General features: G+C 43.8%; 30 protein-coding genes and 1 tRNA gene. 7 read left to right on the forward strand and 24 right to left on the reverse strand.

Annotated elements, in window-relative coordinates; all coding sequences use genetic code 11:
- Window positions 1–81 precede the first annotated feature (81 nt).
- Window positions 82–558 carry a DM13 domain-containing protein gene (locus Q365_RS0115465; RefSeq protein WP_028024202.1) on the forward strand — a complete coding sequence of 159 codons (477 nt, stop codon included), beginning with the start codon at window positions 82–84 and terminating at the stop codon, window positions 556–558.
- Here Q365_RS0115465 and Q365_RS27010 read toward each other — a convergent pair.
- Entirely contained in the window at window positions 549–689 is a 141-nt protein-coding gene (locus Q365_RS27010; protein ID WP_169737856.1) for a hypothetical protein, read from the reverse strand. The genes Q365_RS0115465 and Q365_RS27010 overlap by 10 nt on opposite strands.
- A 107-nt stretch (window positions 690–796) precedes the next feature.
- Here Q365_RS27010 and Q365_RS25795 point away from each other — a divergent pair, with 107 nt between their 5' ends.
- Both Q365_RS25795 and Q365_RS0115480 read left to right on the forward strand, forming a co-directional pair.
- Window positions 797–1,699, forward strand: coding sequence for a patatin-like phospholipase family protein (locus Q365_RS25795; protein ID WP_051563811.1), 903 nt, complete (start codon window positions 797–799; stop codon window positions 1,697–1,699).
- A 233-nt stretch (window positions 1,700–1,932) separates the two neighbouring features.
- Window positions 1,933–2,844 carry a DMT family transporter gene (locus tag Q365_RS0115480; protein WP_028024203.1) on the forward strand — a complete coding sequence of 304 codons (912 nt, stop codon included), beginning with the start codon at window positions 1,933–1,935 and terminating at the stop codon, window positions 2,842–2,844.
- A gap of 76 nt (window positions 2,845–2,920) precedes the next feature.
- On the opposite strand, the gene Q365_RS27460 is transcribed toward Q365_RS0115480, so the two are convergent.
- On the reverse strand, window positions 2,921–3,013 hold the full coding sequence (locus Q365_RS27460) for a DNA-3-methyladenine glycosylase I (RefSeq protein WP_407637591.1): 93 nt from the start codon (window positions 3,011–3,013) through the stop codon (window positions 2,921–2,923).
- Window positions 3,014–3,276: 263 nt separating this feature from the next.
- On the opposite strand from Q365_RS27460, the gene Q365_RS0115485 reads away from it, so the two are divergent.
- Window positions 3,277–3,843 (forward strand): replication/maintenance protein RepL, encoded by a 567-nt coding sequence (locus Q365_RS0115485; protein WP_162176376.1) that lies wholly within the window; start codon window positions 3,277–3,279, stop codon window positions 3,841–3,843.
- Entirely contained in the window at window positions 3,840–5,399 is a 1,560-nt protein-coding gene (locus tag Q365_RS0115490) for a recombinase family protein (RefSeq protein WP_028024205.1), read from the forward strand. Before Q365_RS0115485 ends, Q365_RS0115490 begins: the two co-directional genes overlap by 4 nt.
- A 443-nt stretch (window positions 5,400–5,842) precedes the next feature.
- Here Q365_RS0115490 and Q365_RS0115495 read toward each other — a convergent pair whose 3' ends face one another.
- The 18 genes from Q365_RS0115495 to Q365_RS0115575 form a co-directional block, all read right to left on the reverse strand.
- Window positions 5,843–6,280, reverse strand: a complete 438-nt coding sequence (locus Q365_RS0115495; protein WP_028024206.1) for a hypothetical protein — start codon at window positions 6,278–6,280, stop codon at window positions 5,843–5,845.
- A gap of 116 nt (window positions 6,281–6,396) precedes the next feature.
- Complete coding sequence (locus Q365_RS27515; RefSeq protein WP_456072984.1) at window positions 6,397–6,642, reverse strand: ParE family toxin-like protein; 246 nt, start codon at window positions 6,640–6,642, stop codon at window positions 6,397–6,399.
- A gap of 820 nt (window positions 6,643–7,462) precedes the next feature.
- Window positions 7,463–7,711, reverse strand: a complete 249-nt coding sequence (locus Q365_RS0115500; RefSeq protein ID WP_028024207.1) for a hypothetical protein — start codon at window positions 7,709–7,711, stop codon at window positions 7,463–7,465.
- Window positions 7,708–7,935 (reverse strand): hypothetical protein, encoded by a 228-nt coding sequence (locus Q365_RS0115505; RefSeq protein WP_028024208.1) that lies wholly within the window; start codon window positions 7,933–7,935, stop codon window positions 7,708–7,710. Before Q365_RS0115505 ends, Q365_RS0115500 begins: the two co-directional genes overlap by 4 nt.
- Before the next feature lie 14 nt (window positions 7,936–7,949).
- A complete protein-coding gene (locus tag Q365_RS0115510) occupies window positions 7,950–8,357 on the reverse strand; it encodes a hypothetical protein (RefSeq protein WP_028024209.1) in 408 nt (135 codons plus the stop codon).
- Between the two features lie 50 nt (window positions 8,358–8,407).
- Window positions 8,408–10,804 carry a hypothetical protein gene (locus tag Q365_RS0115515; protein ID WP_028024210.1) on the reverse strand — a complete coding sequence of 799 codons (2,397 nt, stop codon included), beginning with the start codon at window positions 10,802–10,804 and terminating at the stop codon, window positions 8,408–8,410.
- Window positions 10,805–10,806: 2 nt separating this feature from the next.
- Window positions 10,807–12,057: a hypothetical protein gene (locus Q365_RS0115520; RefSeq protein WP_028024211.1), complete on the reverse strand. Its 1,251-nt coding sequence runs from the start codon at window positions 12,055–12,057 to the stop codon at window positions 10,807–10,809.
- Window positions 12,054–12,437 (reverse strand): hypothetical protein, encoded by a 384-nt coding sequence (locus Q365_RS0115525; protein ID WP_028024212.1) that lies wholly within the window; start codon window positions 12,435–12,437, stop codon window positions 12,054–12,056. Before Q365_RS0115525 ends, Q365_RS0115520 begins: the two co-directional genes overlap by 4 nt.
- Window positions 12,438–12,481: 44 nt before the next feature.
- Complete coding sequence (locus Q365_RS0115530) at window positions 12,482–13,117, reverse strand: hypothetical protein (protein ID WP_028024213.1); 636 nt, start codon at window positions 13,115–13,117, stop codon at window positions 12,482–12,484.
- Between the two features lies 1 nt (window position 13,118).
- Window positions 13,119–13,388 carry a hypothetical protein gene (locus tag Q365_RS0115535; protein WP_028024214.1) on the reverse strand — a complete coding sequence of 90 codons (270 nt, stop codon included), beginning with the start codon at window positions 13,386–13,388 and terminating at the stop codon, window positions 13,119–13,121.
- The gene (locus Q365_RS0115540; RefSeq protein ID WP_028024215.1) at window positions 13,388–14,128 is read right to left on the reverse strand and encodes a hypothetical protein; all 741 of its coding nucleotides are present in this window, start codon (window positions 14,126–14,128) and stop codon (window positions 13,388–13,390) included. The genes Q365_RS0115535 and Q365_RS0115540 overlap by 1 nt, the downstream gene beginning before the upstream one ends.
- Window positions 14,129–14,131: 3 nt before the next feature.
- Entirely contained in the window at window positions 14,132–15,109 is a 978-nt protein-coding gene (locus tag Q365_RS0115545; RefSeq protein WP_028024216.1) for a hypothetical protein, read from the reverse strand.
- The gene (locus Q365_RS0115550) at window positions 15,106–15,324 is read right to left on the reverse strand and encodes a hypothetical protein (RefSeq protein WP_028024217.1); all 219 of its coding nucleotides are present in this window, start codon (window positions 15,322–15,324) and stop codon (window positions 15,106–15,108) included. The genes Q365_RS0115545 and Q365_RS0115550 overlap by 4 nt, the downstream gene beginning before the upstream one ends.
- A 3-nt stretch (window positions 15,325–15,327) precedes the next feature.
- Window positions 15,328–17,430 (reverse strand): portal protein, encoded by a 2,103-nt coding sequence (locus Q365_RS0115555; RefSeq protein WP_028024218.1) that lies wholly within the window; start codon window positions 17,428–17,430, stop codon window positions 15,328–15,330.
- A 16-nt stretch (window positions 17,431–17,446) separates the two neighbouring features.
- The gene (locus tag Q365_RS25800) at window positions 17,447–18,943 is read right to left on the reverse strand and encodes a terminase large subunit domain-containing protein (protein WP_162176377.1); all 1,497 of its coding nucleotides are present in this window, start codon (window positions 18,941–18,943) and stop codon (window positions 17,447–17,449) included.
- Between the two features lie 31 nt (window positions 18,944–18,974).
- The gene (locus tag Q365_RS0115565; RefSeq protein WP_028024219.1) at window positions 18,975–19,304 is read right to left on the reverse strand and encodes a hypothetical protein; all 330 of its coding nucleotides are present in this window, start codon (window positions 19,302–19,304) and stop codon (window positions 18,975–18,977) included.
- A 121-nt stretch (window positions 19,305–19,425) separates the two neighbouring features.
- Window positions 19,426–19,501 (reverse strand) — tRNA-Arg (locus tag Q365_RS0115570).
- Window positions 19,502–19,853: 352 nt separating this feature from the next.
- Window positions 19,854–20,291 (reverse strand): hypothetical protein, encoded by a 438-nt coding sequence (locus Q365_RS0115575; protein ID WP_028024220.1) that lies wholly within the window; start codon window positions 20,289–20,291, stop codon window positions 19,854–19,856.
- A gap of 710 nt (window positions 20,292–21,001) precedes the next feature.
- Here Q365_RS0115575 and Q365_RS0115585 point away from each other — a divergent pair.
- Window positions 21,002–21,235, forward strand: a complete 234-nt coding sequence (locus Q365_RS0115585) for a hypothetical protein (protein WP_028024221.1) — start codon at window positions 21,002–21,004, stop codon at window positions 21,233–21,235.
- A 109-nt stretch (window positions 21,236–21,344) separates the two neighbouring features.
- On the opposite strand, the gene Q365_RS0115590 is transcribed toward Q365_RS0115585, so the two are convergent.
- From Q365_RS0115590 to Q365_RS0115600, 3 genes are read right to left on the reverse strand one after another with little or no spacing between them, the layout of a single operon-like run.
- A complete protein-coding gene (locus Q365_RS0115590) occupies window positions 21,345–21,701 on the reverse strand; it encodes a hypothetical protein (RefSeq protein ID WP_028024222.1) in 357 nt (118 codons plus the stop codon).
- Window positions 21,698–21,994 (reverse strand): hypothetical protein, encoded by a 297-nt coding sequence (locus Q365_RS0115595; protein ID WP_028024223.1) that lies wholly within the window; start codon window positions 21,992–21,994, stop codon window positions 21,698–21,700. Before Q365_RS0115595 ends, Q365_RS0115590 begins: the two co-directional genes overlap by 4 nt.
- Window positions 21,991–22,476: a hypothetical protein gene (locus Q365_RS0115600; RefSeq protein ID WP_028024224.1), complete on the reverse strand. Its 486-nt coding sequence runs from the start codon at window positions 22,474–22,476 to the stop codon at window positions 21,991–21,993. The genes Q365_RS0115595 and Q365_RS0115600 overlap by 4 nt, the downstream gene beginning before the upstream one ends.
- A 273-nt stretch (window positions 22,477–22,749) precedes the next feature.
- On the opposite strand from Q365_RS0115600, the gene Q365_RS0115605 reads away from it, so the two are divergent.
- Complete coding sequence (locus Q365_RS0115605; protein WP_155859019.1) at window positions 22,750–23,634, forward strand: hypothetical protein; 885 nt, start codon at window positions 22,750–22,752, stop codon at window positions 23,632–23,634.
- Window positions 23,635–23,953: 319 nt separating this feature from the next.
- On the opposite strand, the gene Q365_RS25805 is transcribed toward Q365_RS0115605, so the two are convergent.
- Window positions 23,954–24,487, reverse strand: a complete 534-nt coding sequence (locus Q365_RS25805) for a DNA-3-methyladenine glycosylase I (RefSeq protein ID WP_051563813.1) — start codon at window positions 24,485–24,487, stop codon at window positions 23,954–23,956.
- Window positions 24,488–24,604: the final 117 nt, after the last annotated feature.

Genomic DNA, 24,604 nt, shown 5'->3' on the forward strand with positions numbered 1-24,604 from the left:
CTTTTCACCGTTAACAAATCAGCGTGTTATGGTTATTAAAACAGTCTGTTTAGTATGGATGCACAAACAGGAGCCATCACAATGAAACCTCATCACATTCTCTTGCTACTTTTTTCACATGGTATGGCCATTGTCGTGGGTTTTGCGGCGGGAATTTACGCTCTCCCCATTTTAATTGCCCCAGAAGGGCCAAGCACTGAAGATGTCTCCGCTTCCGCCGAGAGTGCGAGTTTTTACGGTGAATTTCGCAAAGATCTCATCTCTAGCGACACCTTTCACTGGGGGGAAGGCACAGTGGCTATTGGGCCTACGACTGTTTCATTTGAAGGCGAATTGGCACCTGGGCCAGACTACAAGCTCTATTTCTCGCCAGAGTTCGTTGAAACTGAGGCAGATTTCGAAAGGCTCAAACCCAAAATGGCCCAAGCGGGCGATGTTAAAACCTTCGATAATTTTCTCGTAAGGGTTCCGGCTCACATTGACCCGACGAAATACAACACTGTGATTGTTTGGTGTGAATCCTTTGGAGAGTTCATTACGGCAGCTCGCTACCAGTAGTTTCTATTCGCGGAAACTGTCACACCCTTATCGTTTATCGCTTCAATAGCTTCAATAGCTTCAATAGCTTCAATAGCTTCAATAGCTTCAATAGCTTCAATAGCTTCAATAGCTTCAATAGCTTCAGCCATCAAAGCTTCTTCCTATCACAGTGATAGTCAATAACGGCTATCACTGACTCCCCTTCTTCACTATCGTGACCGCTCAACACTCAATGAAATCGAGTCGGAATTTAACGATGACAAACAAACGAGCAATAGTCGTAGAAGGTGGTGCAATGCGAGGCATTTTTGCCAGTGGCGTATTGGATGAATTCCTTGATGTAGACTTCCGTCCGTTTGATTTCGCCATCGGCGTGTCTGCCGGGGCATCGAACCTTGTAAACTATCTCGCCAAACAGCCTCAGCGTAGTTATCACGTGGTGACTGAGTTAGCAACAAACTCGCGTTTCTTTAATCCCGCTCGTTTCGTCAAAGGCGGTAACTTAATTGATGTCGATTGGTTGTGGAAAGAAGCGCTGCTGCGCTACCCGTTAAACACAGACGCGCTATTTGACAGCATTCCACTCCTCGCAGCGGTAACAAACGTTGAAACCGCGGCTGCAGATTACTATTGGGTGAACGAAAGCAACTTATCGAATGTCATCGAAGCGACCTCAGCTCTGCCCATTGCTTATCGCCAAACTCCGTGTTTCTCAGGCGGTTGCTACACAGACGGCGGCGTGGCGGATTCAATTCCTGTTGTCGAAGCCTATCGTCGAGGCGCGCGCGATATTACCGTTATCCTGTCGCAGCCTGAATCTTATGAAATGACGCCAATGCGCATTCCTAGCTTGATGGATCATATTCTGAAAAAGCACCCTAGCATTGCAGATGCCATGCGCCTGAGAGCGGAACGATACAATGCTTCTCTGGCATTTATTCGCCAACCACCTGTCGATTGCAAAGTACGCGTTATCGCACCACCTGAAAGCTTTCCTGTTGGTCGATTTACCATGAAGAAAGCGAAATTAGATGAGGGCTACCACATGGGACGTCAAGCAGCGAAAAACCACATTTTCGATACACTGAAACTTACCGTGCTGAAACATCATGATTGGAACAACACAGCGGCCAAGCCGACGACAAAACCAACCTATTAACCGTTGCATATCAACCGTTGCATATCAGCCGTTGCATATCAAGAGTATCTGCGTTAGTTTGTTTGTTCATCCAATAGGAACGCTATTACTCATGTTCACTTTTACGCAATCACTCTGGCTCCTGCTTCTTATGCCCTTCAGTCGGTAGAGTGATTCGTTCCCGGCTGTGAGCAACGCAGCCGGAACTCGTTCTCACAGCCTTGATTAATCAACACAACATCAAGGAAGTTTCAATGAACGATGCGTCAGTCAGTACACATTCCTCTTCAGATTATCGTCAAGGCATTGTCTATGCGTTGATCGGCACGGTGCTATTTTCCATCAAGCCTGTGCTCGTTAAACTCGCGTACGCTGCTGGCGGCGATGCTACTGCAATCATGAGTCTGCGTGCTGTCTCGTCACTTCCTCTCTACATTGCCATTCTCCTCTGGCTTTGCCGACTCCCTGATGAACGAAGTAAGTTGCGCCAATTTGGCTGGCAAGCTGCGCTGGTTGGCGTACTCGGCTATTACTTTGCTTCGTTACTCGACATTTTGGCGCTGGAATTTATTTCGGCTCAGCTCGAACGTTTACTGATCTTTTTGTTTCCTTCATTTGTTGTCGCTATCAGTTGGATTTTTCTCAAAGAGACGCCCATTAAAGGCACCTTGCTGTCTATTGTTCTGGGTTACATCGGCGTGGCCTTGATCGTCGCCCATGACTTGCAATCATTCGGCCCTCAGGTTTGGACAGGTAGCCTAATGGCTGTTGGTTCAGCGTTGGTATTCGCTATCTATTTGATACTCAGTAAAAAAGTCATTGGACAGATTGGGCCAAAGCTTTTTACCAGTGTGGGGATGGGTAGCGCGGGTGTAGTCATCATGATGCAGCATCAACTAAATGGAACGGATTTCTCGGCCATGCCGAATGAACTGGTTCTGATGGGCATTGCTATCGGTATTTTCTGTACTGTTTTGCCCTCTTACTTTGTCGCAGCAGCAATGGCGAAACTAACACCCTCGGTGCTTAGTTTAACCAGTAATATTGGCCCCGCGATCACAGCGTTATTTGCTATCACCTTACTGGATGAGACCTTTACTATTTTGCACGGTATTGGCATGTGTTTGGTGGTGTATGCGGTGGTGAGGATGAGCAAGAAAAACTAACGTATAAAGGTGCTTAGAACTAAACAGCGGGCTGAAGGCCCGCTATTTTTTGCGTTGGTCGCGAGAAATCCGGAGATTACTCGCCCACATCCACGCCATAGCGAAAGCACGATGTCATGTGGTCATTGACCATGCCGGTGGCTTGCATCCTATTGTGGCAAGAACACACCCCTGTTGAAAGAGTGCTTGAAGGGGTATTGTTAGAACTAAATAAAGGGAGTTTTCGCCATAAATGGCGATAAGTGATTGATTTTAGAGAGGAATGTATAGTTTAAATTGTTAAACTCACACTTATACAATGATAAAGTGTAGCTTTAACAATTGTTTGTTTGCATAATCACGCCCTGAAACGAGAAAACCCCCTGTTGAAGTCGGTCGCCAAACTTATTCAACAAGGGGTTTAATTTGCTAATCCGAACAATGGAAAAACAAGTGGTCGATTATAAACTACAGCTAACAATTCTTCAATCTGCATACAATGAACAAGCAAGGGAACTTGCGAAAGCAACCGCTGAAATTAGGCAACTGAAACAGACACTTAAAACCGTTGAAAGCCAATCAGAAGACAAAAACAGAACGAAATTTATGATGATTCAACTTGCTGTAATGCCTGCTATACATGAACTGCTAGACTCAAACCAGAATGCAGCCCTGAAAACTTTCTTCTATCTCGCTGAACATTCAGCCCGTGATGGTTCGCACTCCGAAACAGTGCGCTCAATGGCGCAATCACTTAACTATTCCGCTCCAACCATTCAGGCAAGCATTAACCGCTTGCGTGATAAAGGGCTAATCAAGGTTGTTCGTGATGGTCGCCGCAACTTCTACTGTGTTAACCCTTCGTTTTGTATGAAGATGAACACAAAACACATTGATTCAACGGCTTATCGTAAATTGGAACGCTTCGAAAATGGCGACATTACCAAAGATAAACTGTCTTTCCTGACCAATTACGTTATTAGCACCGCCGAAATTAAGAAGAAGAAGAAACAACAATGAACACCTATTATTCATACCTCCGCTTTTCATCTGGCAAGCAATCAAAAGGTGATTCTTTCAAGCGTCAAACCGAGCTTGCAGAAGCATACGAAAAGGCCAATGGAATAACGATTTCAGACACTCGCTTTGCTGATTTGGGGGTATCTGCATACCATAAGCATAACCTCAATTCTGACGCGGGTTTAGGTCGCTTTATCGCTGCTGTTGAATGCGGGGAAATCGCCACACCTTGCACACTGTTGGTTGAAGACTTCGACCGCATGAGTCGTGCCGATGTAGACACAGCCCTATCTCAATTGATTAACCTGACAAATCATCAGGTGAAGATAGTCACGCTGTTTGATGGTCGCACCTATCAGAAAGGCATGGGCGTAACTGAATACATTACAGCAATCGTTGCAATGCAACGTGCCTACGAAGAAAGCGACACCAAATCAAAGCGACTTAAATCAAAATGGTTAGCCCGTCGCGTTAATCCAGAAGAACACAAGAAATCAAAGAACTGCCCATTCTGGCTTGAACCATCAGAAGATAAACAAAGCTACGTGCTCAATGACAGCGCAGAAATAGTCGCCCGTATGTTTGACTATTCAGTTGACGGTTTCGGCTCACTTCGCATTGCTAAAATCTTGAATGGTGAAGGTATCAAAAGCCCGAAAGGTAGTGATTGGAGTTGTTCCACTATCTCCAAAGTTCTATCAAGTCGCGCAGTGATTGGAGAGTATCAGCACCACACCCGAGAAGGGCGCAAATCAACGCCTGTTGGTGAACCTGTCCCTAACTACTTTCCCGCTGCCATAAGTGAAGACACGTTCTATTTGTCCCAATCACGCCGAAAGGGTCGCCACCGCTCACAACAACACGGCACAACAAGAACGCACTTGAACGTACTTCGAAAGATTGGCACTTGTTTAGAGTGTGGCTCACATCTAACCCTTGTTTCACACGATGGCCTGAACTATCTGAAATGCACCGCTTCAACCAATGGCACGTGCAAGCAAGGCAAGTTTAATCTGTTTTATCTTCGTGATTGGTTAAAGGAACAATTCGTTAGCCCAATGTTCCATTCTGTTTGGTCTAAACAAGTGAAGAAGACAAGAGACAACAGCAAGCAAATAGCCACGCTGGAAGGTCGTCAGTCTTCAATGGTCGCTGACCTAGAAAGAATGCTTGAAGCCTTTGGAGCGCTTTCTAGCCCCCTTATCGTGGACAAAATAGCCCAACGAACAGAACAGATTGCATCGCTAGAAACTGAGATTGAAGAATTGAAGGAGAAGGACGCGGAGAACGGCTCAATTCATTTGTCATTACGCAACACTAATAAGCTGGTTAATAAGGCTTTTAAATCTGGCAATGAACCAGAACAATTAGCGGCAAGAATGGAACTTCGACGCCTTCTAACTGGCTTCGATTCATTCCGTGTAATAGTCAACGCTGATTTAGTTGTGTGCTTTGAGGTTGTCGCGGGGGATAAGACGTTTGTTTTCCATTCCCGCCCATCTGTTTATCGTCGTCCATCTATTGACCTCCCTGTCTGGAAACTGACATTTATTTAGATAAACATCAGGAAAACAAGGCGATAGCGCCAATGATGCCCCCGAAAGGGGGTTTCTTTTATGTGAAATGCGCTATCAGATAATTCCTCAACAACAATTTGTGACAGTATCACTTCTCCAGCGTACCAACAGTGCTAATTCTAGTCGGTCGGTGAATTCGTCGGGCGCTTTCCTCACAATCCAAAGTTGGTTTCTCAATTGGTCATTAATGACCGAAAGTCCAGCACGTAAAAATGACGTAGTGCTCTGCAAATCCGCATAGTGCCCGTGACCTCAAACCGCAATAATCCGGCTGAAACACCCAATTAGGTGTTTGAAAGTCCCAATTAGGTTTTTGACAATGCAAATTTGCATTCTCAAACGGTAAAAACGCCGTTTCAGAAAGGCACAAAAAAGGGGCTAATCAGCCCCCGAACAGGGCTTTCAGCCCTCAATTGCTCAAACTACAAAGCCTCACTACCTAACGTGCTCCAAGCAACTGTGAAGCCTTTAGCAGTTTGTTTATGCTCACCATAAAAGGCTGTTGAAATAGAAACATAGCTACTTTTCTTGAATGAATCCGCAATGAAATCTGAACCTCGTTTGCTTTCTGCACTTGCGTAGGTGTAATTGTGCTTATCGTAGCTAATGCAAAGAACAGACATTCTCACGTTTTGACCATTGAACCGCCAAACCTGCTCTTTGAGCGTGTTCTCTCTTGTGCATTTTTCAGGTTGGTGAAACATAAAGTCAATTCTTGGGTATTCGTTCAACGCATTGATAGATGAAAACACCGATGTATCACCCACGTTGTAACGAATCGAACCATCAGACCAATCATCAGCATTTGCACTGAAAGAAAGTGAAGCAAGGATAAGTGAAGCAATTAGTTTAGTTTTCATTGGTTTAGCCTGAATTAGCAATAATCATCATAAAGTGATGGCCGACACCCCGCCGACCAATACCCAGAAAAAACGCTAAACAATTGATTAACATTCACTTTCTGGGCTTTTAGGTTTTATCTTTTCTTGATTTCGTTGTTATAAATTTCGTGTGGTAGTAGATACCACTTGCCACGCTTATTCAATAACCTGTAATTCCTTCCAACATTCAAGCACTTATGCTTATGTTGCTTGGTTAATCTGGCTCTAATGATGCCATTCAAGTGACTATGAAGCGTAGTTTCAGCGCATTCAATTACATAGATAGGCGTTCCTTTTCTAACTCTCACGTTTACAGCCCCACACAATAAGCAGGACAGCACCAAGAATCATAGCTAACCATGCACCGCCAATCATAGCGGCAAGCCCATAGCAGACCATAGAGCACGTATTGCAAGCCCTACAGGGGCAATGATAGATACACCTTTAAACGTGGCTTGTTCTAATTCGTTAGAGATAGTGATTAGTTTCATAGTTTGGCGACCATAGATAAGTAAGGGCGCTGATTATAGGCAAGGTGTCTACTTGCCACAACTACATAATGTGTGGCAAATGGTTTGTATGTAGTTATGTAAAACCGTATACCCCTGATTAACAAAGGGGTTATCTCCTACTAAGTTAGTCAGGTATACGTGATTCCTTGTGAAATCTGAGAAGTGATGCGGGGGATTGGTATCAAGATTTAAATGTACGTTGCTCGTTATTTAACCCAGTGCGCATTAACTACAATATGTTAAATGCGCATTTGCTAATATACGAAACGTGTTTCGTTAGAAATCAATAACTTATGGTTATCGGTGCATTTACCCATAATTATTGGGCGTTATTATGGCGACACTCAAAACGGATAATTGGCTATAACGAACATGAACAAAATGGGGAATTACAAGGGATTAACAGTTGCAACAGGTGTGCAACAGAGGGAATGACGCGGGGTGATTGGGGGTGATGTGGTTGATTAGTAGGCAGTGAATGCACGATTGCACCCACTTAATGGGAGTAGATAGGTTGTCAACTAAAAGAACATAAAGCTTTGGTAATCAAGGGGTTAGCGATTTATCAGCGCTATACCGTAGCGTAAACCTTTTACAATTCATTTACCTACGGTCATCACCCCATAACGAAAATTTAAAAATTAGAAAGTTAGGCGTATTGGTAAATCTCGCCCGTCTCTTTCCATTCCTCGTGCATTGGCTCTAAGTAATCAATTACAGCGTCATGTAAAAACTCTGACCTTTCAGCGTCAAAAGGCCAACCGCCTTTTTTCAGTCTTTCAAAAACCAACTCTCGAAAGTCTTTATAAACAAAATGGTCAGGGTAAAAGTGAAATCGTTGGGGGCAATGGCGGAGGTGATAATCAACGGCTTGTTCAAAAGTTTGATACCTAATCATTCTGTCTCCTTCCACTCTTTCCATTTTTCCATTGTGTGGTCATGGACAACCCCACTTAGGTACTTAGAGCGGTCTCTATCAAAAAACCATCCAGCCCCGCGAAGCTTCATATATACAGCTTCTTTAAAATCCACATAATTCACGCCGTTTTTGTTAAAGGTGTAATCTTGTGGTGTGTTTTCAACGTGATACTTAACAGCATCCTCAAAGGTTTGTGATTCCATTATTGTAATCCTTTTTATAGAAATTTTTCTACGATGAAGAAACCTTCACCTGATTTTTTATCTTTGAAATTCAATCGTTTAAGTAGAAAGTTTCTAACATTTGAATTGCAATAGATGCCTACCTTTTCAATACTTGTTTTCTTCACGTAAGCAAGTGCAGTTGAATAAAGGTCTTTTGATTTGTCTCTGAATTCAGGCCAAACATAACCATGTAAAATGGCATAAGTCATAGACTCGGGAACTACTTGCAGCCATGCCGCTTTTTGTCCATCGATTTCGATAACAATGTGTGTGCCTCTATCAAGGGATGCGGAAAGAATAGAAAAGTGCTCATCGTTTTTAACGCCTTGTTTAATTAGGAAATCGGCGTTCTTCATCAATGAGTTAGCGATTAGTTCCGCCGATGTTGTTGTAATTTTCATAATGAATTGCTCCAAAATAGAAGGGGGTGATTAACCCCCAACAATGGGGATTATTCATCAGTGTTTTGTGGGAAGCCTTGAGCGATAGCGCCACCATAAGAAGCGGGAACATAAGTGATAATGTCTTGCTCTGGTGTTGCACCAAACTTAATAACCATTCGTTGTTTAACGTCCGGTTTGAATGGATGCGGGGCACGGTCAATAACAACAGAGTCATAACCTTGTTTAATCAAGTCGTCTCTGTTGAAATCTGGCAATGAACCATCACCGCTTGCCCTTAGATGAACAGGCTTTTTGACTTGTAGACCTTCAACGGGTTGAGCGTTTGCACCCTCTGTTCCACTTGTTTTGGTCTGTCGTTTGCCGTCCTGCCATTTCGAACTGTGCTTGCTGTAAAACGTGGTGTCGCCCGTTGTAGGGTCAGTTCCATAGTCATACATGGTTTTTGCCATTGGTTGCGGCTGTCGCAGTTGAACGGATTCACCAGAATCTAAAAACAAGGTGTCGTGTCCCTTGTTTCTCAAATCATCGAAGTAGCGTTCTTGTTCGAATGGATCAGTGGGGATAGAAGACGATTTATCATAAGCGGGTCGTGTCGATTGGCCTGTGATTTCGTGTTGTCCTTCGTCCCAGATAAAGCGGTCTTTCTGCGGATTGGCTACATCAGAGAAACCAGAATAAGCAATTGGCTCTGGTGCAGCTTGTGCCGTGTATGGGTTCTTATCTGGAATGGTTGGCTGTGTTGGTGCGTCAAAGTCCCACGGTTGCGCCTGTGTGCGTCGTCCTGCGACCTTTGCGGATAGTTCGCCTTGTTGCCTTGATAGCATTCGACGTGAACCCATCTTCGCAGCACGTGCGCTTGTACCGACAAGAACAGGGACGGCGAAACTTGTCATAAAGCCAGTAGTTAGGGACATGCCATACCTGACAGCATCCATTGGATTGAGTCCGGTACTTTCCTTTTTCCCTTTCTTCATCAGCTTGGAGACGTTTTTAAACGTACTAACTAATCTATCCGTTTCGTCTGCAATGTCGTTAAACCCTGCCTTTCGAAGTGATTTGGTATCAAGGGATTTAATCAGTGATTTAGCGTGTGATTGGTCTAAGTCTCGAAGCGCTGTTGCAATGTCATCAATCTTTCTACTGTTGGCCTTCACTAACTCATTGTCTGCATGAGTGACCGACTGTTTGAATAGATTAGCTTGTGATTGAACGGTCGCCTTAAACTGTCCCTCTGTGATGCCTTCAACTTTACGTGATACACCGCCAACCAAATCAAGAACGCTTTCACCGCCTGCGCTTTTCATAAATGAAGCAACGTTATCAACCTTTGTTGGTGTGATACCAAGCTCACGTAGCACCGCTGAATCTCCGAACAAGTCGCCTAATTCTTTGGTGGAAACTGCTCTACCGCTGCGGTTTAGCTCTTGACCGACTTTCAGCGTGTCAGATAGCTGTTTCATTTGCCTAACACTGATTGAAGTAGTGGCGGGGATTTCTACGCCATCAGAATCAAATCGCTTCATTGGGGTTAGTTGAGTGTTCAAAAGGTTTTCATAACCTTCAACATCACCAACCGCTTTCAGTTCATCCAGCTTTGAACCAAACGTTGATTCCATTTGATTCGCATAGTGTGCGAGTGCGTCTGGTGTTTCCTTGAAGAATTTACCCGCAATGGTTGCGCCACCTTCACCGATAACACCACCGAGCGAACCTATAACACCTTCTTTGAAAAATTCAGGGTCTAAATAGCCGTCTTCGTATTCTTCTGCACTTGCTGCACTGATACCGCCTCGCATTGCTTCAACGCCTGCTCTAGCAGCAAACGTCGCGTCTTTGCCTGCTTTGATGAAACGAGAAGGGGCAACATAAGCGGGAATTGAACGAGCAATACCCGCTGTAATACCTGCCGCTAAATTGTCTTCTTCAAAGGCTTTACGCTCTAAAGCTCGTTCATGCTCGAAGCGTCGTTCATCCTCAAAGAAAGGCAAATCAATGTCATCGATGAATGAATTTATACCGTCTTTCATTGGACCAGGAAGGGCGTTAATCAAATTTTGAGGTATGTTTTTTGCACCTTCAATCAAGTTTTCTTGTGCGATTCCGAACATTCCCTGATTGGCTGGATTGTCCAAAACAGACAGTAATTCGCTAGACGGCTGAAACAAGGTGTCTTCTGTGATGCCGTATTTCGTGTTTAGTTCTTGTTCCTGAACTTGCGCTACCTGATTAGACATAAGCCCCTCAAGTTCTCGAACAGCGTTCAAGTCACCCGCTTGGAGTGCGATTTCTCTAGCTTGTGCGAACTCGTTCTGTGTGTAACCGTCAGTTCCTTGAACTTTCTGTGTTGCTTGCAGTTTGCGAAGTTCTTTCACGGCTGCAAGGTCATCACTGTCTAGGGCTAAATCAATCGCTTGGTTGATTTCATCATCTGAATAATCACCCATACTTAACCCCCGCGAACTTGCTGGAGGTACTGAAGGGAAATAGTCGGTTTAACGACGTTCTCTTGTCGCATAACACCAACGCTATTCGTCGTTGTTCCTGCTGGGAGTGTTGCGCTTGAACCTGTTCTGACACGTTCCGCTTCAAGTAGTTTGTTTAATTCTGCTGGTGTTGGCTCTCGGTTGTTGGACAAAGCAAAATCGTTAATCTGTTTCATTGTCTGCAAACTGGAATTAACTTCTTGCATGTATTGCCTAACATGCTCCTCTGATAAACCTTTTCTAACTGAACCCGTTTCAGTATCAATCAAACTGTTGATTGCACCTGAAAGCCTGCCGCCTTCTGAGTTGGACAGTGCGCCCATACCTTTCATTTTATCAATCTGCTGTAAGAACTGATTTGAAATCAACCTATTGAACTTGCCAACCGCTGTTTTAGTGCTTTCGGCTAATTCAGGTTTTTCAATGGCGTGTTCCCATCCTGAAATTGCTTTAATGTCTGCGTCATTGATACCTACCGCTGCATTAAACATGTTGTGGTAAGTGTTCAGAGAGTTGTTTAAGCCTGTGTTGAATTCCTTCTCTGTTTCGGCTGTTGCCTTATCAGTGGCGATTTGCTCCGCCGTCTTTCCAACTGCTTCAAACTCTTGGATAGTTGCGCCGTCTTCTGAATTAATCAGGAAACTCGAACCATCGTTATTGGTGATTAGTTGAGTTTTAATCTCTGCCTTTGTTGGGGGTTTATCAAAGGTTTGGATTTGTTGGCCTGTCATTGTGTTGATAAGTGCCGCTGAACCATCAGGTAAACTAACGTATTGCGTTTTCAGGGGTTCTTTCTTCTTCAATACGTTGCTATCACCTTTGAGCACGAAATCTTGAACTGATTCCCACGTGTTACCCTCTTGTAGATACTGTTCACGCATTTGATTGCGCTCGTATTTGCCTGCTAAATCTTCTTCAACTTGATACATCGACTTATACGCTGAACCAAGATTTCCAGTTTCTAACAGTGAAGTGTAGAAAGCACGTCGCTCACTTTGGCGACTACGGAATGACGCGGGGTCATCCACTTGAACCCATTCACGGCTGTTTGTTCTTGTTTGTGTTGTAGTGCCTTCACTCGTTGCCGTTGCGCCTGCTGGCGCTGTCGCTGTCTCTGTTGCAACTGGTTGCCCTGCTGCGACTGCTGCGCCTTGCTGTGAGGCTGTCTGAGCGTCTGCAAGCGGGGTTTCAGTGGTGTTTGTTTTGTCCATCATTCGCCGTACTCCTTAAACTCTGAACCTTCCATTTCAGAAAGCATCGCTGATAACATTTCCATTGCCTTTGGTTGGTCAATTGGGTTGTTAGGGTCAGCTACCATTCCGCGTAATTGGCTTACTGCGTTGTGCATGGTTTCACGGTCTTTTGACAAGATAGGGTCTGTGTCTGCCGTCCTTGCAAACGAAAGCATTTTCTCTCGTTGGTCTTCTTTCACTGCATGGTCATACTCACCATTTGGGGCAAACAATTCTTCTTCTTCTGTCGGTGCATTGCCTGCTTGTTGTGGCTGTTCGAATGGGTCTGGTTCTTGTTTAGTTGCCATTCTTTCAAGGCCGTAGCGTTGGCGGTACATCGCTAAAGTTTCTTCAACGTTCATAATTTAAAATCTCCAATGAAAAGAGGGGGATAACCCCCAACTTTTTAATCTCTGCTGCGTCTTGCAAAGGCTGAAATGTAAGAAGAAGGCGAATTCTCCGCGAAACCCCGAGTTAAATAGCCTGTTGCGTCAAAGTCGTTTCTTGCTCCGCCACCATAAGAACCCATTGAGGCCGACGCCGTGGGCTGACTTGTTTGTGATGCTGGCATGTTGATAAGGCTTTCTGCTGCCATTGCACCGAGTGATTCACCCCAAGTGTTCTGGTACATGCCATTTTCACCAACACCACGAACGGCACTTGATACGCCTTTCCATGCTTCACCGCCAAATTCACCAATACCATTAGCAAGTTCAAGTGCTGCATTTTCATAAGAGTAAGAAGGCATTAGATTCTTGCCTGCATCGACAACTTGCGCACCGATGACAGAAGGGTCAGCAAGGCCAACCGCTGCCGCTTCTTTGCTTGCTGCAATTGCCTCTGGTGATCCTGCAATCACTGAACCCTCTGTGAAGCCGTTCATTACTGCACCCGCTGCGGTATCAAGGCCGATAGCACTTGCACCCGCACCAATCGCACCACCTACGGTACTTGCACCGGACGCAATAGCGCCACCCGCTGCACTTGCACCACTTGCAATGGCTGAACCTGCGCTTGAAAGCGCTGTTAATAGAGCACCCATTTTAACCTCCAACGCCTTTAGCGAATTGAACCAAATGCCATAGCGGAGAACCCTCGGGAACAATGTTTGATAGGCCATTAGCACCACCTACACTTGAACCACCGAGCATTCCACTAATTGGGGGATTGGTTGTTGTAGAAGACTTATCACCAAGCAAGGTTGAAGCAGAAGACATTGTGTTTTCTGGCATCCTTCCAGCGTCAGCAACTCGCTTTATTGCTTCTTCATCAATGAGAGAACTTGTACTTGAATTTTGTAGTAATGCGCCCATTAGCTAAACCACCCCATAAAGCCCTGATTCGTGTTATTGGTATTTTGGTTTCCTGTTTGTGTGCCACCCGCAACACCGCTTGCTGAATTGGCAAGACCTAACAAGAATTCCATTTTACCCGCCGCCGTCTGCCCGTATTTATCCTTCCATTCAGCGAGAACCTTTTGTTTTTCATCGTCTTGCATAATGCTCGAACCTGTGAAGGAATCTTTTGCGATGCCTTGCAGTTGGTTTGCTGCATTAGTCATAATGTTTTGTTCGTTCTGCATGAACTGTTGATTCTGTTGGGCTTGAATGGCTGCAAGGTTTGTTTGTGCATCTGAGGCCGCAATACCTTGAGCTAGACTTTGACGACTACCACCGGACGTTCCCGCTTGTGTCGCTCCGCCCTGAATGTTCAGGAATGATTTATCAAGGGCTTTTGCTGACTGTGCCGCCGATGCTGTATTCAAATCTTGCAAGCCTTGATAGCGGTCTGCCTGTCCAGCACCGCCCAACACTGAGGCGTAATACTGACCAGTTGCGCCACCTGAACCCATTTGATTAATTGCATCCAACTGACCTTGATTTAGGCCAACGTGAGACGGCGATGTTGGGACACCGCCATTGATAATTGATTGGATTGTATCGTTGTACTGTCCCGCCATTTCTGGTGTCCATGCACCGGATTGCCAACCGCTATTACCTGTTGATGTTGATGCTTTATCACCACCAACCAAACTTTCTACTAAACCGCCCATTTCTTAATCCTCCAAGAAATCAAAGACATCTGACATTTCATAATCACCCGCATGACCGCGTTTAAATGCTTCTACCGCGTCAGTCTGTCGTGGTGTGGTCGTTCGCTTTGCTGGCGTTGGTGTGGCTCGTTGTCTAACCACTGGTTTTTTCAGGGTATCAACAGCCTTTTTGATTGAGCGGTCATACTTCATTGCTTTAATTGCAATTTCAGCGAATTCAGGCGTTAGCACTCTGGCAACGTCTTGCAAGTTCATGCCAGATTTAACGATGTATTGGCCTACATCCTCTTTGATTTCAGACCAATCAGAATGGGAACGAGAAAGGCGACTATCAACAAGGTGATAACGGCTTTCGATTTCCTTTGCTCGGTTAGCTTCAACCATGCGTGAATACTGATTAACTTCACCCTCAATCACGTTCTTTCGTGCCTGCGCATTATTGAGTTGTTGGTATAGCCTGCCGCGATCTGCGTCAGTGAGATAAGGGTCAGCTAACTTTCGTTGTACTACGCTGATTTGTCGGTCGGCTTCTGTCTGCACACCAACCAAGCGTTCTTTCAGGAACTGCTCGTTAGCTTCAAGGTCTCTACCGAGATTAACCATGTGTGAGTAAGCACCGTCTAATTCTTCACTGCGCTGGACAATAGATTGAACTTGTTTCTTTGATAGTTCCTTGCCGCCAATGGAAAGCGTCAGGTTTTCCGGCAATTCGTCGAAGCTACGCGAAAAGTTTTCCATAGCCTCCGCCTGTTCCTCTAACATTTCATCCTGCGCAACGTCTGCACGCTCTAAAATGTCTTTGTCGTAGTCGTCTTGGTTTGTTTCTTCTTCGTACTCAACAGGGAAATCAGCATCATCGTTGAACGTTAGTGATTGGCCTTGCTTGCCTGCATCAGCCTTGCTTTCCTCCGCCCACATTGAAACGAAGTCGCGTTCATCTTGTGGCATTGGGTCATTTACATAAATGTCTTGTTCGTTCATTCGGTTACACTCCCTGTCAGATTCATTTCTAACTTATCTAAGTATTTGTATTCAGTGCGCAATTCTGTGTATTGCTTCGCGTCGATTAGAAAAGAACGTTCTTTCATTTCACGGCGTAAAGTCTCGAAAATTGCTGGTAGGTATTGCGCTACAATCGGCAATGCAATTGCGTAATGTTGAGCTAATTGCTCATCACTCATTGTTGAAAAATCCATGTGTTAGCCTCCAATCAAGACGGGGCGGTCTTGCATTGCTTCAAGTTCTAGTTCAGCCCTACCCATAACAGCGTCGTTTTCAATCTTCGCTAACTTGCCGCCTGTGTCTTTGGCTTTTAGTTCAAGGGCTTGGAATTCACGAAGTGATTTTTCTTCTTCACGTTGGCGATTACTCGCACCGTCTAAAATCATTTCGCTTGTTCTAACTTCTTCTTTTGCTGTTGTGATTAGCAGTTGTTTAGCCTGCGCTTGCGCAAGTTCCAACTGTGCTGTTAGTGCTGCCAGTTCAAGCGCTTTCTTTTGTTCGATGATTGCTAAATCTTCTTCGCTTGGGGGTTGTTCAGGTGGAAGGAAACGGGCGATTTGGTCGGCTGTGATGTGAGTTGCTTTGAGCATTTCCTCAATTACAGCCCTTGCATTGACAAGCTGTTGCTGTTGCGCTGCGACTGCAACTTGAACCGCTTCACTCAATACAGCGACCATCACACCCGCGTCACCTTGGGTTAGAACGTCAATTGAGAAGTCAGCAACACGTGGCAAATCTGCCGTATTGAAAGTTGAACCATCGTCTAACAGTAGGTCTTCGCTTTCTTCTCGAAGCATTCTGTATAAGCCCTCAAACATTGGTTTAACCAAAGTTCGAGCAAATGAACCCGCAATACGCTTATCTTTAATCTCTTGATTTCCAAGCAATAAAGAAACAGTGTGAGAATTCACGTTGTTCATTGAACTTGTTTCTAATTGGTTGCTTGCTTGCGTTCCAACGCTTCTGTCTCGACTACCGCCAACACTTGCAAGAACGCTATTAAAATCGGGGGCGACTGCATAAAGCGTTTCTGGTTGAACCGCTCCAATACTTGAAACTTGAACAATACCGCCTGCTCTATAATCGACTAATGAACGGGGGTCGTATTCGCCTTTGATAGCGTGAAAACGGGGATGAACACGCTTCAAATTGTCGTCCATCTGCAAGCGCACTGTGTGAGTGATTGCATCTTGGTAGACCTTGCAAATGTCGTGCATTGATTGGCCTAGAAACGAACCTGAAATCGTAATAGCTCTACCGTGAGCGAAAGGAATAACAGGACATTCATAAACTTCTAAAATGTCTTTATCAGTTGCAAAAACTCGGTATAGCGCTGTCTTGCCAGTTGGAATAGATGAATAGATGAAGTGTTCAAATAGATGAACTCTCTTTTCCATTGGGTCTAGGGATTCAGCGATTGATAAACCGTCGCTATGTAGCAGGCCATCTATCATCATTGTTCGTTTGTTCAGTGGAGCGTTAATCTCCGCCGCGTCTGCTGATTCAAGCAGCTTTGAACTGAAACCCATCTCTAATAGTTGGCCTATTGGGTATTCCTGACGATGACAAACATAACGAGCATCACTGATTTCAGTAGCGAACCTATCAACAAACATTTCATTCAAATTCACGTGTGAAATCTGAGGTTTACGTGTGATTTTCAGTAAATCCAATTTCCCTTTAACGTGCATTTCTGGAAGCGTGATTTCTTCGCCTGTTTGTGGGTTGATGGTCTCAACCTTCACCGTTTTGGTTTCAAGCGTTGATACGTCGGTATCTGGGAACATTTCGAGAATTGGCGATAAGCCTTGCGCTGGAATCCAATCATCAAGCGTTATACATTCTTCGTCTGTTTCTTCTTCAACAAACCATTTAACGAAAGCACCACCGCTCACCAATGCCTCTAAAAACGCATGACTTAGAACTTCATAGCCGTTGTTTTCACGTAGATAGATTTCATTGATTCGACGATTAACAGCGTCAGCGATTAGGGACGTTGGCAACGGCTGACCGTTTCCAGCTATAAGGGGGCGTGTAGGTCGATAGATAACAGCCTGATTCTCATTCGCTGTAAAGATTCCCATCTGTTGTGGGAGCAATCTATCAATGCAATCACGTAGAACGGGTTCTACATAGTTAGAGCCATTCTTTACCACTACGGCGGGGGCTTTGCCTTGGAAGTAATCCCACGCTTCACCGTATCTTTCAGCCTGTTCAGATTGGAAAGACTCCGCGTCAGCGTAGGCGTGTTTAATCTGTGCAAAGAAACTCTCTTTCTTCACTGCTTTTAGTTTAATCATTGTGCTTAAAATCCTTTTAATACACGTCATAACCGGAATCTGAGGTGGTGAAACCATCGTTCCAATCATCAAAATCGATTCGTGTTTGTGCCGCTGGGATGCCGTATCGGTCGATAGTGAGAAGGGCATAGCGTGAGGCGTCTATCGTGTCGTCGTGAGTAGATGCGCTGATAGTTTTGCCGCCGCGTTGTTTCCAGAAGAATGAGCGCTTTTGTCTGCGCCAGTGCATACAATCTGCCGCTACTTTTATGAAACCCGATTTCAGGCCGTAGGCCATCCAATGCAAGCCGCCTTCGCGTCCTTGGTTCTTTTCCTGACAGTTGGTTATTTTGTTTTGAATGAATTGGGGGTTGTTGAAAACACGCCTAATAACGTTGCAGTTAAGCCCACGCAATAACCTTGCCTTGGTTTCCATTCCGCCGCCTTCGACGGCTGTGTTGGCGTCGTGGGGCACGATTACGGGGATTCTCGGGTATTGGCTCGTCTTGATTGCGTTAGCGATTGCATCAACCGACTTATCAACGTTTAAAAAGAACTCTTTGAAGATGAAATACGTTTCTGTTTCGGGGTCTTTGGTAATGAACATCACAACAGAAGGGTCAACCGACTTTCCAAAATCTACGCCTGCAATTACAGGCCAATGCTCTTGGGGTTCGAAATCAGGAACAGAGATAAAATCATCATCAACAGGGAAAATTGCGCCTGAACCTCTCGACGGTAAACCTTTAGTTCTCATTGGTATTTCCCATTCAGGAATACCCGCCAACAGTTCAGATTTGATTGTTTCAGTGAGGTGTGGTGCGTCGTCCCATCCTGCATGGAAGATAAACAGCCCTTGTTCTTCTTCAAACTTTCGGATTAGCTCGGTATAACCCGCCTCCGGTGTCGCCGTCTGTAAGATACGGCCTTTGGCCTTCGTGCCTGTTCGCGTGAGGCACTGTGCGAAGATTTCTAATGATTTATAATGGTCTTCTTCATCCAACCAAATAAAATCAACTGACTGTCCCATTAAGGACATAACGCCTTGTTGTGTACTTCGAAATTCGAGAGTAGATAGACCGTCCTGAATGCCGTTCGTATAGTGCTTTACTCGAACGGTTTGGATTGTATTACCGTCGCGTTCCAGCGAAGCAAAATCAATAAAATCACGTGGTATAGAACCAGAACCAACATTTGATAAGTCTTTCCCTATTTCAGTTCCTAATACTTCTTTCTGCATTACCGTTCTTGTTGAGTTGGCGGTTAATCCAATAGCCCAAACTAAAACCGGATAATCGTACTTAATACCATTCCACCATTCGGGGTATTTACCTGTCAGGTGATAAGCGACCTCTAATGAACCCGCATAAGTCTTGCCGATACGGTTAGCCAAACATGCGTACCTTGAACGATGTTTAACGCCTGCACCGAACATGGTTAGCTGGAAGTCATAAGGCTTAAAATTCAGCCACTTATTGAACTTTTGTGATTCTTCAATTTTACCGAGAAGGGACAACAGTTCTTCAAGTTCCATTGATGCAACGTCCATGTTGCCCCCTTATTTATTATTCGGCGGTCAACGTTGCAACGCGGCTTTTAATAAGCTCTAAAAGTTCGGATGCGTTATCAGCGTTAACTTTCATTTCTTCGCTTTTAAGTTCCGCTGCTGCATCAAGAATCATCTTGTCAGCGATTAGTTTCATTGCTAATTGGTTCTTTTTGAATTCGTCAGATTGAAGGCATTCAATTAGCTTTTCACGAAACAAAAGTTGAACTGTTGGTTCTGATACCGTCGCACGAAAGAACGATGTGAAATCTTTCACGCTTTTAGGTGTTTTATTTGGGTGAAGGCGTGAAACATTACCCGCAACACCTGATTTTAAATTACTAATCATTGGTATTACTCCAATTTAGTGAAAAAAAGGGAGCAGCATTTAAGCTGCCCCCGATAGATAAGAAAGAAGACTCTAAAATAACAAGTCGGCACTTGATAAAATAAAATCTTCTTTCTTATTTTGGCGCGGTTATCTGGACTCGAACCAGAAATTGAAACTTAGGAGGTTTCCGTTATGTCCTGTTTAACTATAACCGCGAAAAAAGGCGCTAACGTAGGAGTTCGACGTTAACGCACTTTGCCTAATTGCATGTTTTAGGAGTACGCAATAAAACTTTTAAGGCGATTCTTAGCGCCAGTGTACGCAACACCATGATGGATAGGAGGCTTTTTGATTGGAAGCCATAACCAATTATGCTTATTTGCCGAGAAAACTAATAAACACATTAAAATAAGGCCGTTTTTGATTATGGTAAAAACGGAAACCCAATAAGCGAGGTGTGACTACATAACCCCGCTGATTTATTTGTTTTTAAGTTTTGAATCTTGCGTTTTTCTGTAAATGTATTGCTCGTTCCTGAACAGTTCCGCTAATTCTCTATCTCGTTCTTTATCGCCCTTTGTTGGCGTCTTCTTCTTCATTGGTGAAAACCTCAACATGTGCGCCTAACTCACTGACCGTTGGCCTTAGAACAACACTCCAACCGCGATGTTTTGCCCTACCATTCAACAGCATACGATAAATTTCACGTGTAATTAGGCCGTGTTTTCTAGCGAATTCAGCAATTGGAGAATCAACCGTGTGACTGATTCCGTTGGAGTCTTTAAGTATAAAAAGAGGAAAGGTTTTTTCTTTGAAGAATATGCCGCGAGACTTAAAAGAATTGCCACTTGATAGCATTGCAATAGTTGTGTAAGGGACATTTAGCGATTTAGCGCAAAACTTTAATGAGTTAGTTTTAATTGTTTCACCAAAGCTATTTGAAAATAACCAGTAACCAAAATGAACACGGTCTGAATCGAAGTCGTCTAGTCGAATTGTTTTCATTATATTTAATCTCTCTATTTAATCTCATTCCTTACACTCATACCTATTAGTTTGCAGTCTAATAAGTATGAGAAGTTAGGAAAACAACCCTATACACTGAAAGGGCACACTGTAAAAGATACACTGTTAAGGAATACTGCTAAGGAATAACTCATTAATGAGGATTCACTTTTAATCCTCTAATTCATTAAGAAAGATAGATAAACTAATTAATCTTCATTCCTTATTAATAAATAAGAGGATAATGGGTTAATTAATTACTTTTCCTTTCAATCCTTTCTTATTTAAGGAAAAGGAAAGAGGAAAAGTAAGAAGGATTAAAAAGTATCAGTGTAATAGATACAATTATCCTTAACCCTCCTGAGTCTTTCATCAGAAGAACCCACGCACTACCCAACCCTTGAAATTATCTCCTAATGGTAGCGGTGTTATCCATTCACTGCTTAAAAGGCGTTAAATACAGTGTGGATAGCAGGTTAATTAACCTCGGTGTTTCATCAGATTGTCAGACCTTTTTGAATTAATACATTTATCTAATCCATATACTTTAATACGCTAAAAACGACCAATCCTCACAAAATTATTTAATTATTTAGCATTTATTTAACAGCCCACCAAAGTAGGACAAAAACAATGAGAAACAGAAAAATGAAGAAGCAAAGAATTAACACAAATTGGTTTTATTTAAACAAATCGAAGGAGGCGATTAAGTGATAACACCCATTACCATAAATAAAGAAAGGACAGGTTTAACGATGTATCGAGGGATAGAAAGGCCAACTGTCTATGATTGGGACAGCCATAAATACGCGACAATAAAAACTAATAAAGGCGGCGTTGAATGCTTGGAGGTGAATGTGGGGGGAAACGTCTATGAATTGCCATTGCATCAAGTTATTGAAAGCGGCGGTGTCATTACAGTGGATGAAGAAAAGGGGCTGTAGTAGCCCCTCGTATTATGTCCAGATTGCGCCTGTAAGCGACGCTACACCACTATCTATTGCTCGGTGATACAACCGCCGCACCCCTCAAAATGCGCCAGTGTAGCCCCTATTAGACGTGTGCGATTAGATGACGATTATTCACGTTATCAGCCCAGTTTTCAGACTCAACAAAGAACAAATGAACTTCGTGATTGATGAACGGGCGAATTGCCGCAACATAAGTTTGGTAGAACTCATTCAAGCTATGCTCTGGGGCATGGTCGAACACCTCCGCATCACAATGATATTTCTTGGTTTTCACAAGATAAACAAAAGGTTGCAATTTCACATAACCTTCAACCCATTGATGCAGATTTAGCAGCTTTTCAAGCACTTCTGACGCTTCACTTTGACCGCTTTCGTGATTGCGACCAACCACAATAACGAAATCTTTGATTTCTTCGATTACCTTAATTGGCTCAATCATTCTTCTGTTTCCATAAAGTATTTAATGCAAATCTTAGAGCGCAAGTTTAGCGAAACGGTAACCATCACCGCGTTGAAATCGTCGCTTTCACCTTCAAGCTCAACAGCTTCTTTTTCCAATCCGTACCAATTGCCGCTGTTGCCGTCCCAACCGTCTTCGCAATCTGCGATTTGTGCAGCGATGCGAGTAACTTTCAGCACTTCATCAGCGTCTAACAGTCGGTCAGTGCCAACGGTGATTTCAACAGTGGCGTTAGCGATACCAAAAGGACGCTCAATAGAAAGAATGTTCATTTTGTTTTGGTTTCCATTTTATAGATGAAACAAGGCAAATCGATGAAAGAACTTTCCAGCGTTGAATAAACAACATCGGAAGGAAAGACAACCCGCAAGCGGTCTTCTGTTGCTTTCAATTGAACTTGCATTACAGGTGGGCGCAAAGTGCGGAGGCGTCGCTGAATAGCGTCCTTTGAAGCCCCGCCGATAATGCACACAACATAATCACCTTCGTGTTCCTGTGTCATGCCGTATACAACAGAGTGCTCACCACAAGAAACGGTCGCAGTATGAAACGGCAAACCATTAATTCTTTCGTCTTCCACTGTCTTCTGAATCATCAAAAACGCCATTTCAATCTGTTTCACGTCAATTTTGCGTGAAATCACAACCGAACTTTCATCAACAGTGTATTTAATGCCGTCCTTTATTGTTTCTCCAATTGGAAATTCATCAAAAGGATTAGGCACATAAGTAAGAGACAAAACAACTTTCTTCATTCACTTAAACTCGCTGATTAGTGTGCGGCGGAAATCTTAGTAAGCGTAGCAACTAAACACAAGCACTTTTTACCAATGTCAAATTTATTATGCAGACAAATAATGTAGTGCCCTCAATAACTTACATCGTTTATGGACTGTGATTTACTTCACGTTTTTGGTTTGGTGAAGTGGTTAGGATTAGCGCCCTTTTGTTGGTACGGAATGCCGAAAATGAACAGTAGAGAACGCCTAATTTATAACCTGTCCGAGAAGTCTGGAAAGATTGGCACAATGTTAAAAAAGAAAGGATTATCAGGCATTGGTGACATTCATCATTGGAGATTGTCAATTAGTGGTCTTTCTGTTCATTTGGAAATACACAACCTTGGGTCGCCACAACCAAACATCATCGCGTTGAATTCCTTTGAAAACATTGAAGAATTGAGCGCTTGGATTGATAACGGTCGAAAGTGTCAGCGAGTGATTAACAATACGTTCCTCGAAACGATTGGTTTAAGAGAGGCAAAACGAAAGTACACAAGAAAATCAACGAGTAAGGCGAAGCCCAAACAAAAAGAAGAACCGAAAGCAGAACCAGAAAAGCCAAAGAGAGCACGTCGCACAAAAGCGCAAATGACGGCTGTTAAATCGGAGATTGAAAAGCTAGAAGTAGAAAGAACGGTGTGTTTTAGCCAAATGAGAGACCATGAAATAACACGTGATTGGTTCGAAATTGTGAAGCATACCATTAACACCAAGATTGAATTCTTGAAGAAAGGCGGCTTGGTTGATGAACTGAATAGATTTGATGCAACACCACCGGAAAACGGCAAGGTGTTGAGCTTTCCATCTATGCAGCCAGAACAAAAACCAGATTTGCCAGAAGATGAAGCATTAGCCCTTGTTCTTCAATCGAGATACATCTACTCACAAGCTGACATTTTCAGCCCTAATCAGGTTGTTAGGAATGCGCAAATCAATCAGTTGAAGTCGTGCGTTTCGTATTGTCGTTTTGTGTTTGGTTATCCATCATCGGGAAGGATTAACGAGAAGAAACTGAAAACCAAAGTAAGTAGATTCTCACTCAAATACCACCCAGATAGACAACATGGATGCAGTGAGCGCATGAAGGCCATAAACGCCGCCGCTCAATTGCTACTCTCCAAGCAGAAATAACACTAACGACGAAACACCGCGTCAGGGATAGTTCATTTAATGGCTATCCCTTTTTTGTGATTACGGTTTTACCTTTCCTGTCCTCGCTTACTCCACGCCTCGAACTCACGAAAACAAGTTTCGTTCGCCCTCGTTGGGTTGTCTTTTTGTTTTTCCCTCTTTGAAATACTCTTAAAATCAATTTTAAGGCACTTCTAAGCCACGCTACGCCGTTCTATTTCATCATTTGAATGCTGATTCACCTGTACGCCTGTTAAGGGCACTGTGAGCGATTGAGGCGCAACAAGGCGAAGAAACTTGTTTCTTTGTTTTGGTGTGTCTACCTGCTCTTGGGGGTATTACGTTGCCACACGTTCATGTATGCGTAACAAATTGTACTTCCGACAAACTTAAAGCCGCGTTTCTTCATTGCCTTGCTCATTGCATCAGACTCTGGCGTTGTTGCGGGTACATCCGCCATGGTTTCCCAGTGATTCACAATGGGCTTTCCGCCAACAAACTGCCAAACATAAGCATCAAAACTGCCAAGTTCTTTTTGAATTTCAATGACCAGCTTGGCATTGGTGACTGTGCCATTCACCTTGAGTTTGTTTCTCACAATAGCAGGATTCAAAAGCAATTCAGCAATTTTGCTTTCGTCGTACGCCGCCACCGTTTCGATATCAAAATTATCAAACGCTTCTCGATATCCTTCGCGTTTTTTCAGGATCGTTGTCCAGCTAAGGCCTGCTTGAGCACCTTCCAGTATCAGCATTTCGAACAGTTCGCGATCGTCATGAACTGGAACGCCCCACTCTGTATCGTGGTATTCCTGATCGATCGTGCTGACATTCGCCCAGCTGCAACGTTCCATATTTCGTCCTCTAACTATCTTAAGAATTCATGGTCAACATTGACCCCATTAACCTGAGAGTATACTCAAAAAAGCACTGTATATATAACCATGACTATGTTTTGACCACAACCCAAA

The organism is Enterovibrio calviensis DSM 14347 (assembly GCF_000621165.1).
Lineage (GTDB): Bacteria > Pseudomonadota > Gammaproteobacteria > Enterobacterales > Vibrionaceae > Enterovibrio > Enterovibrio calviensis.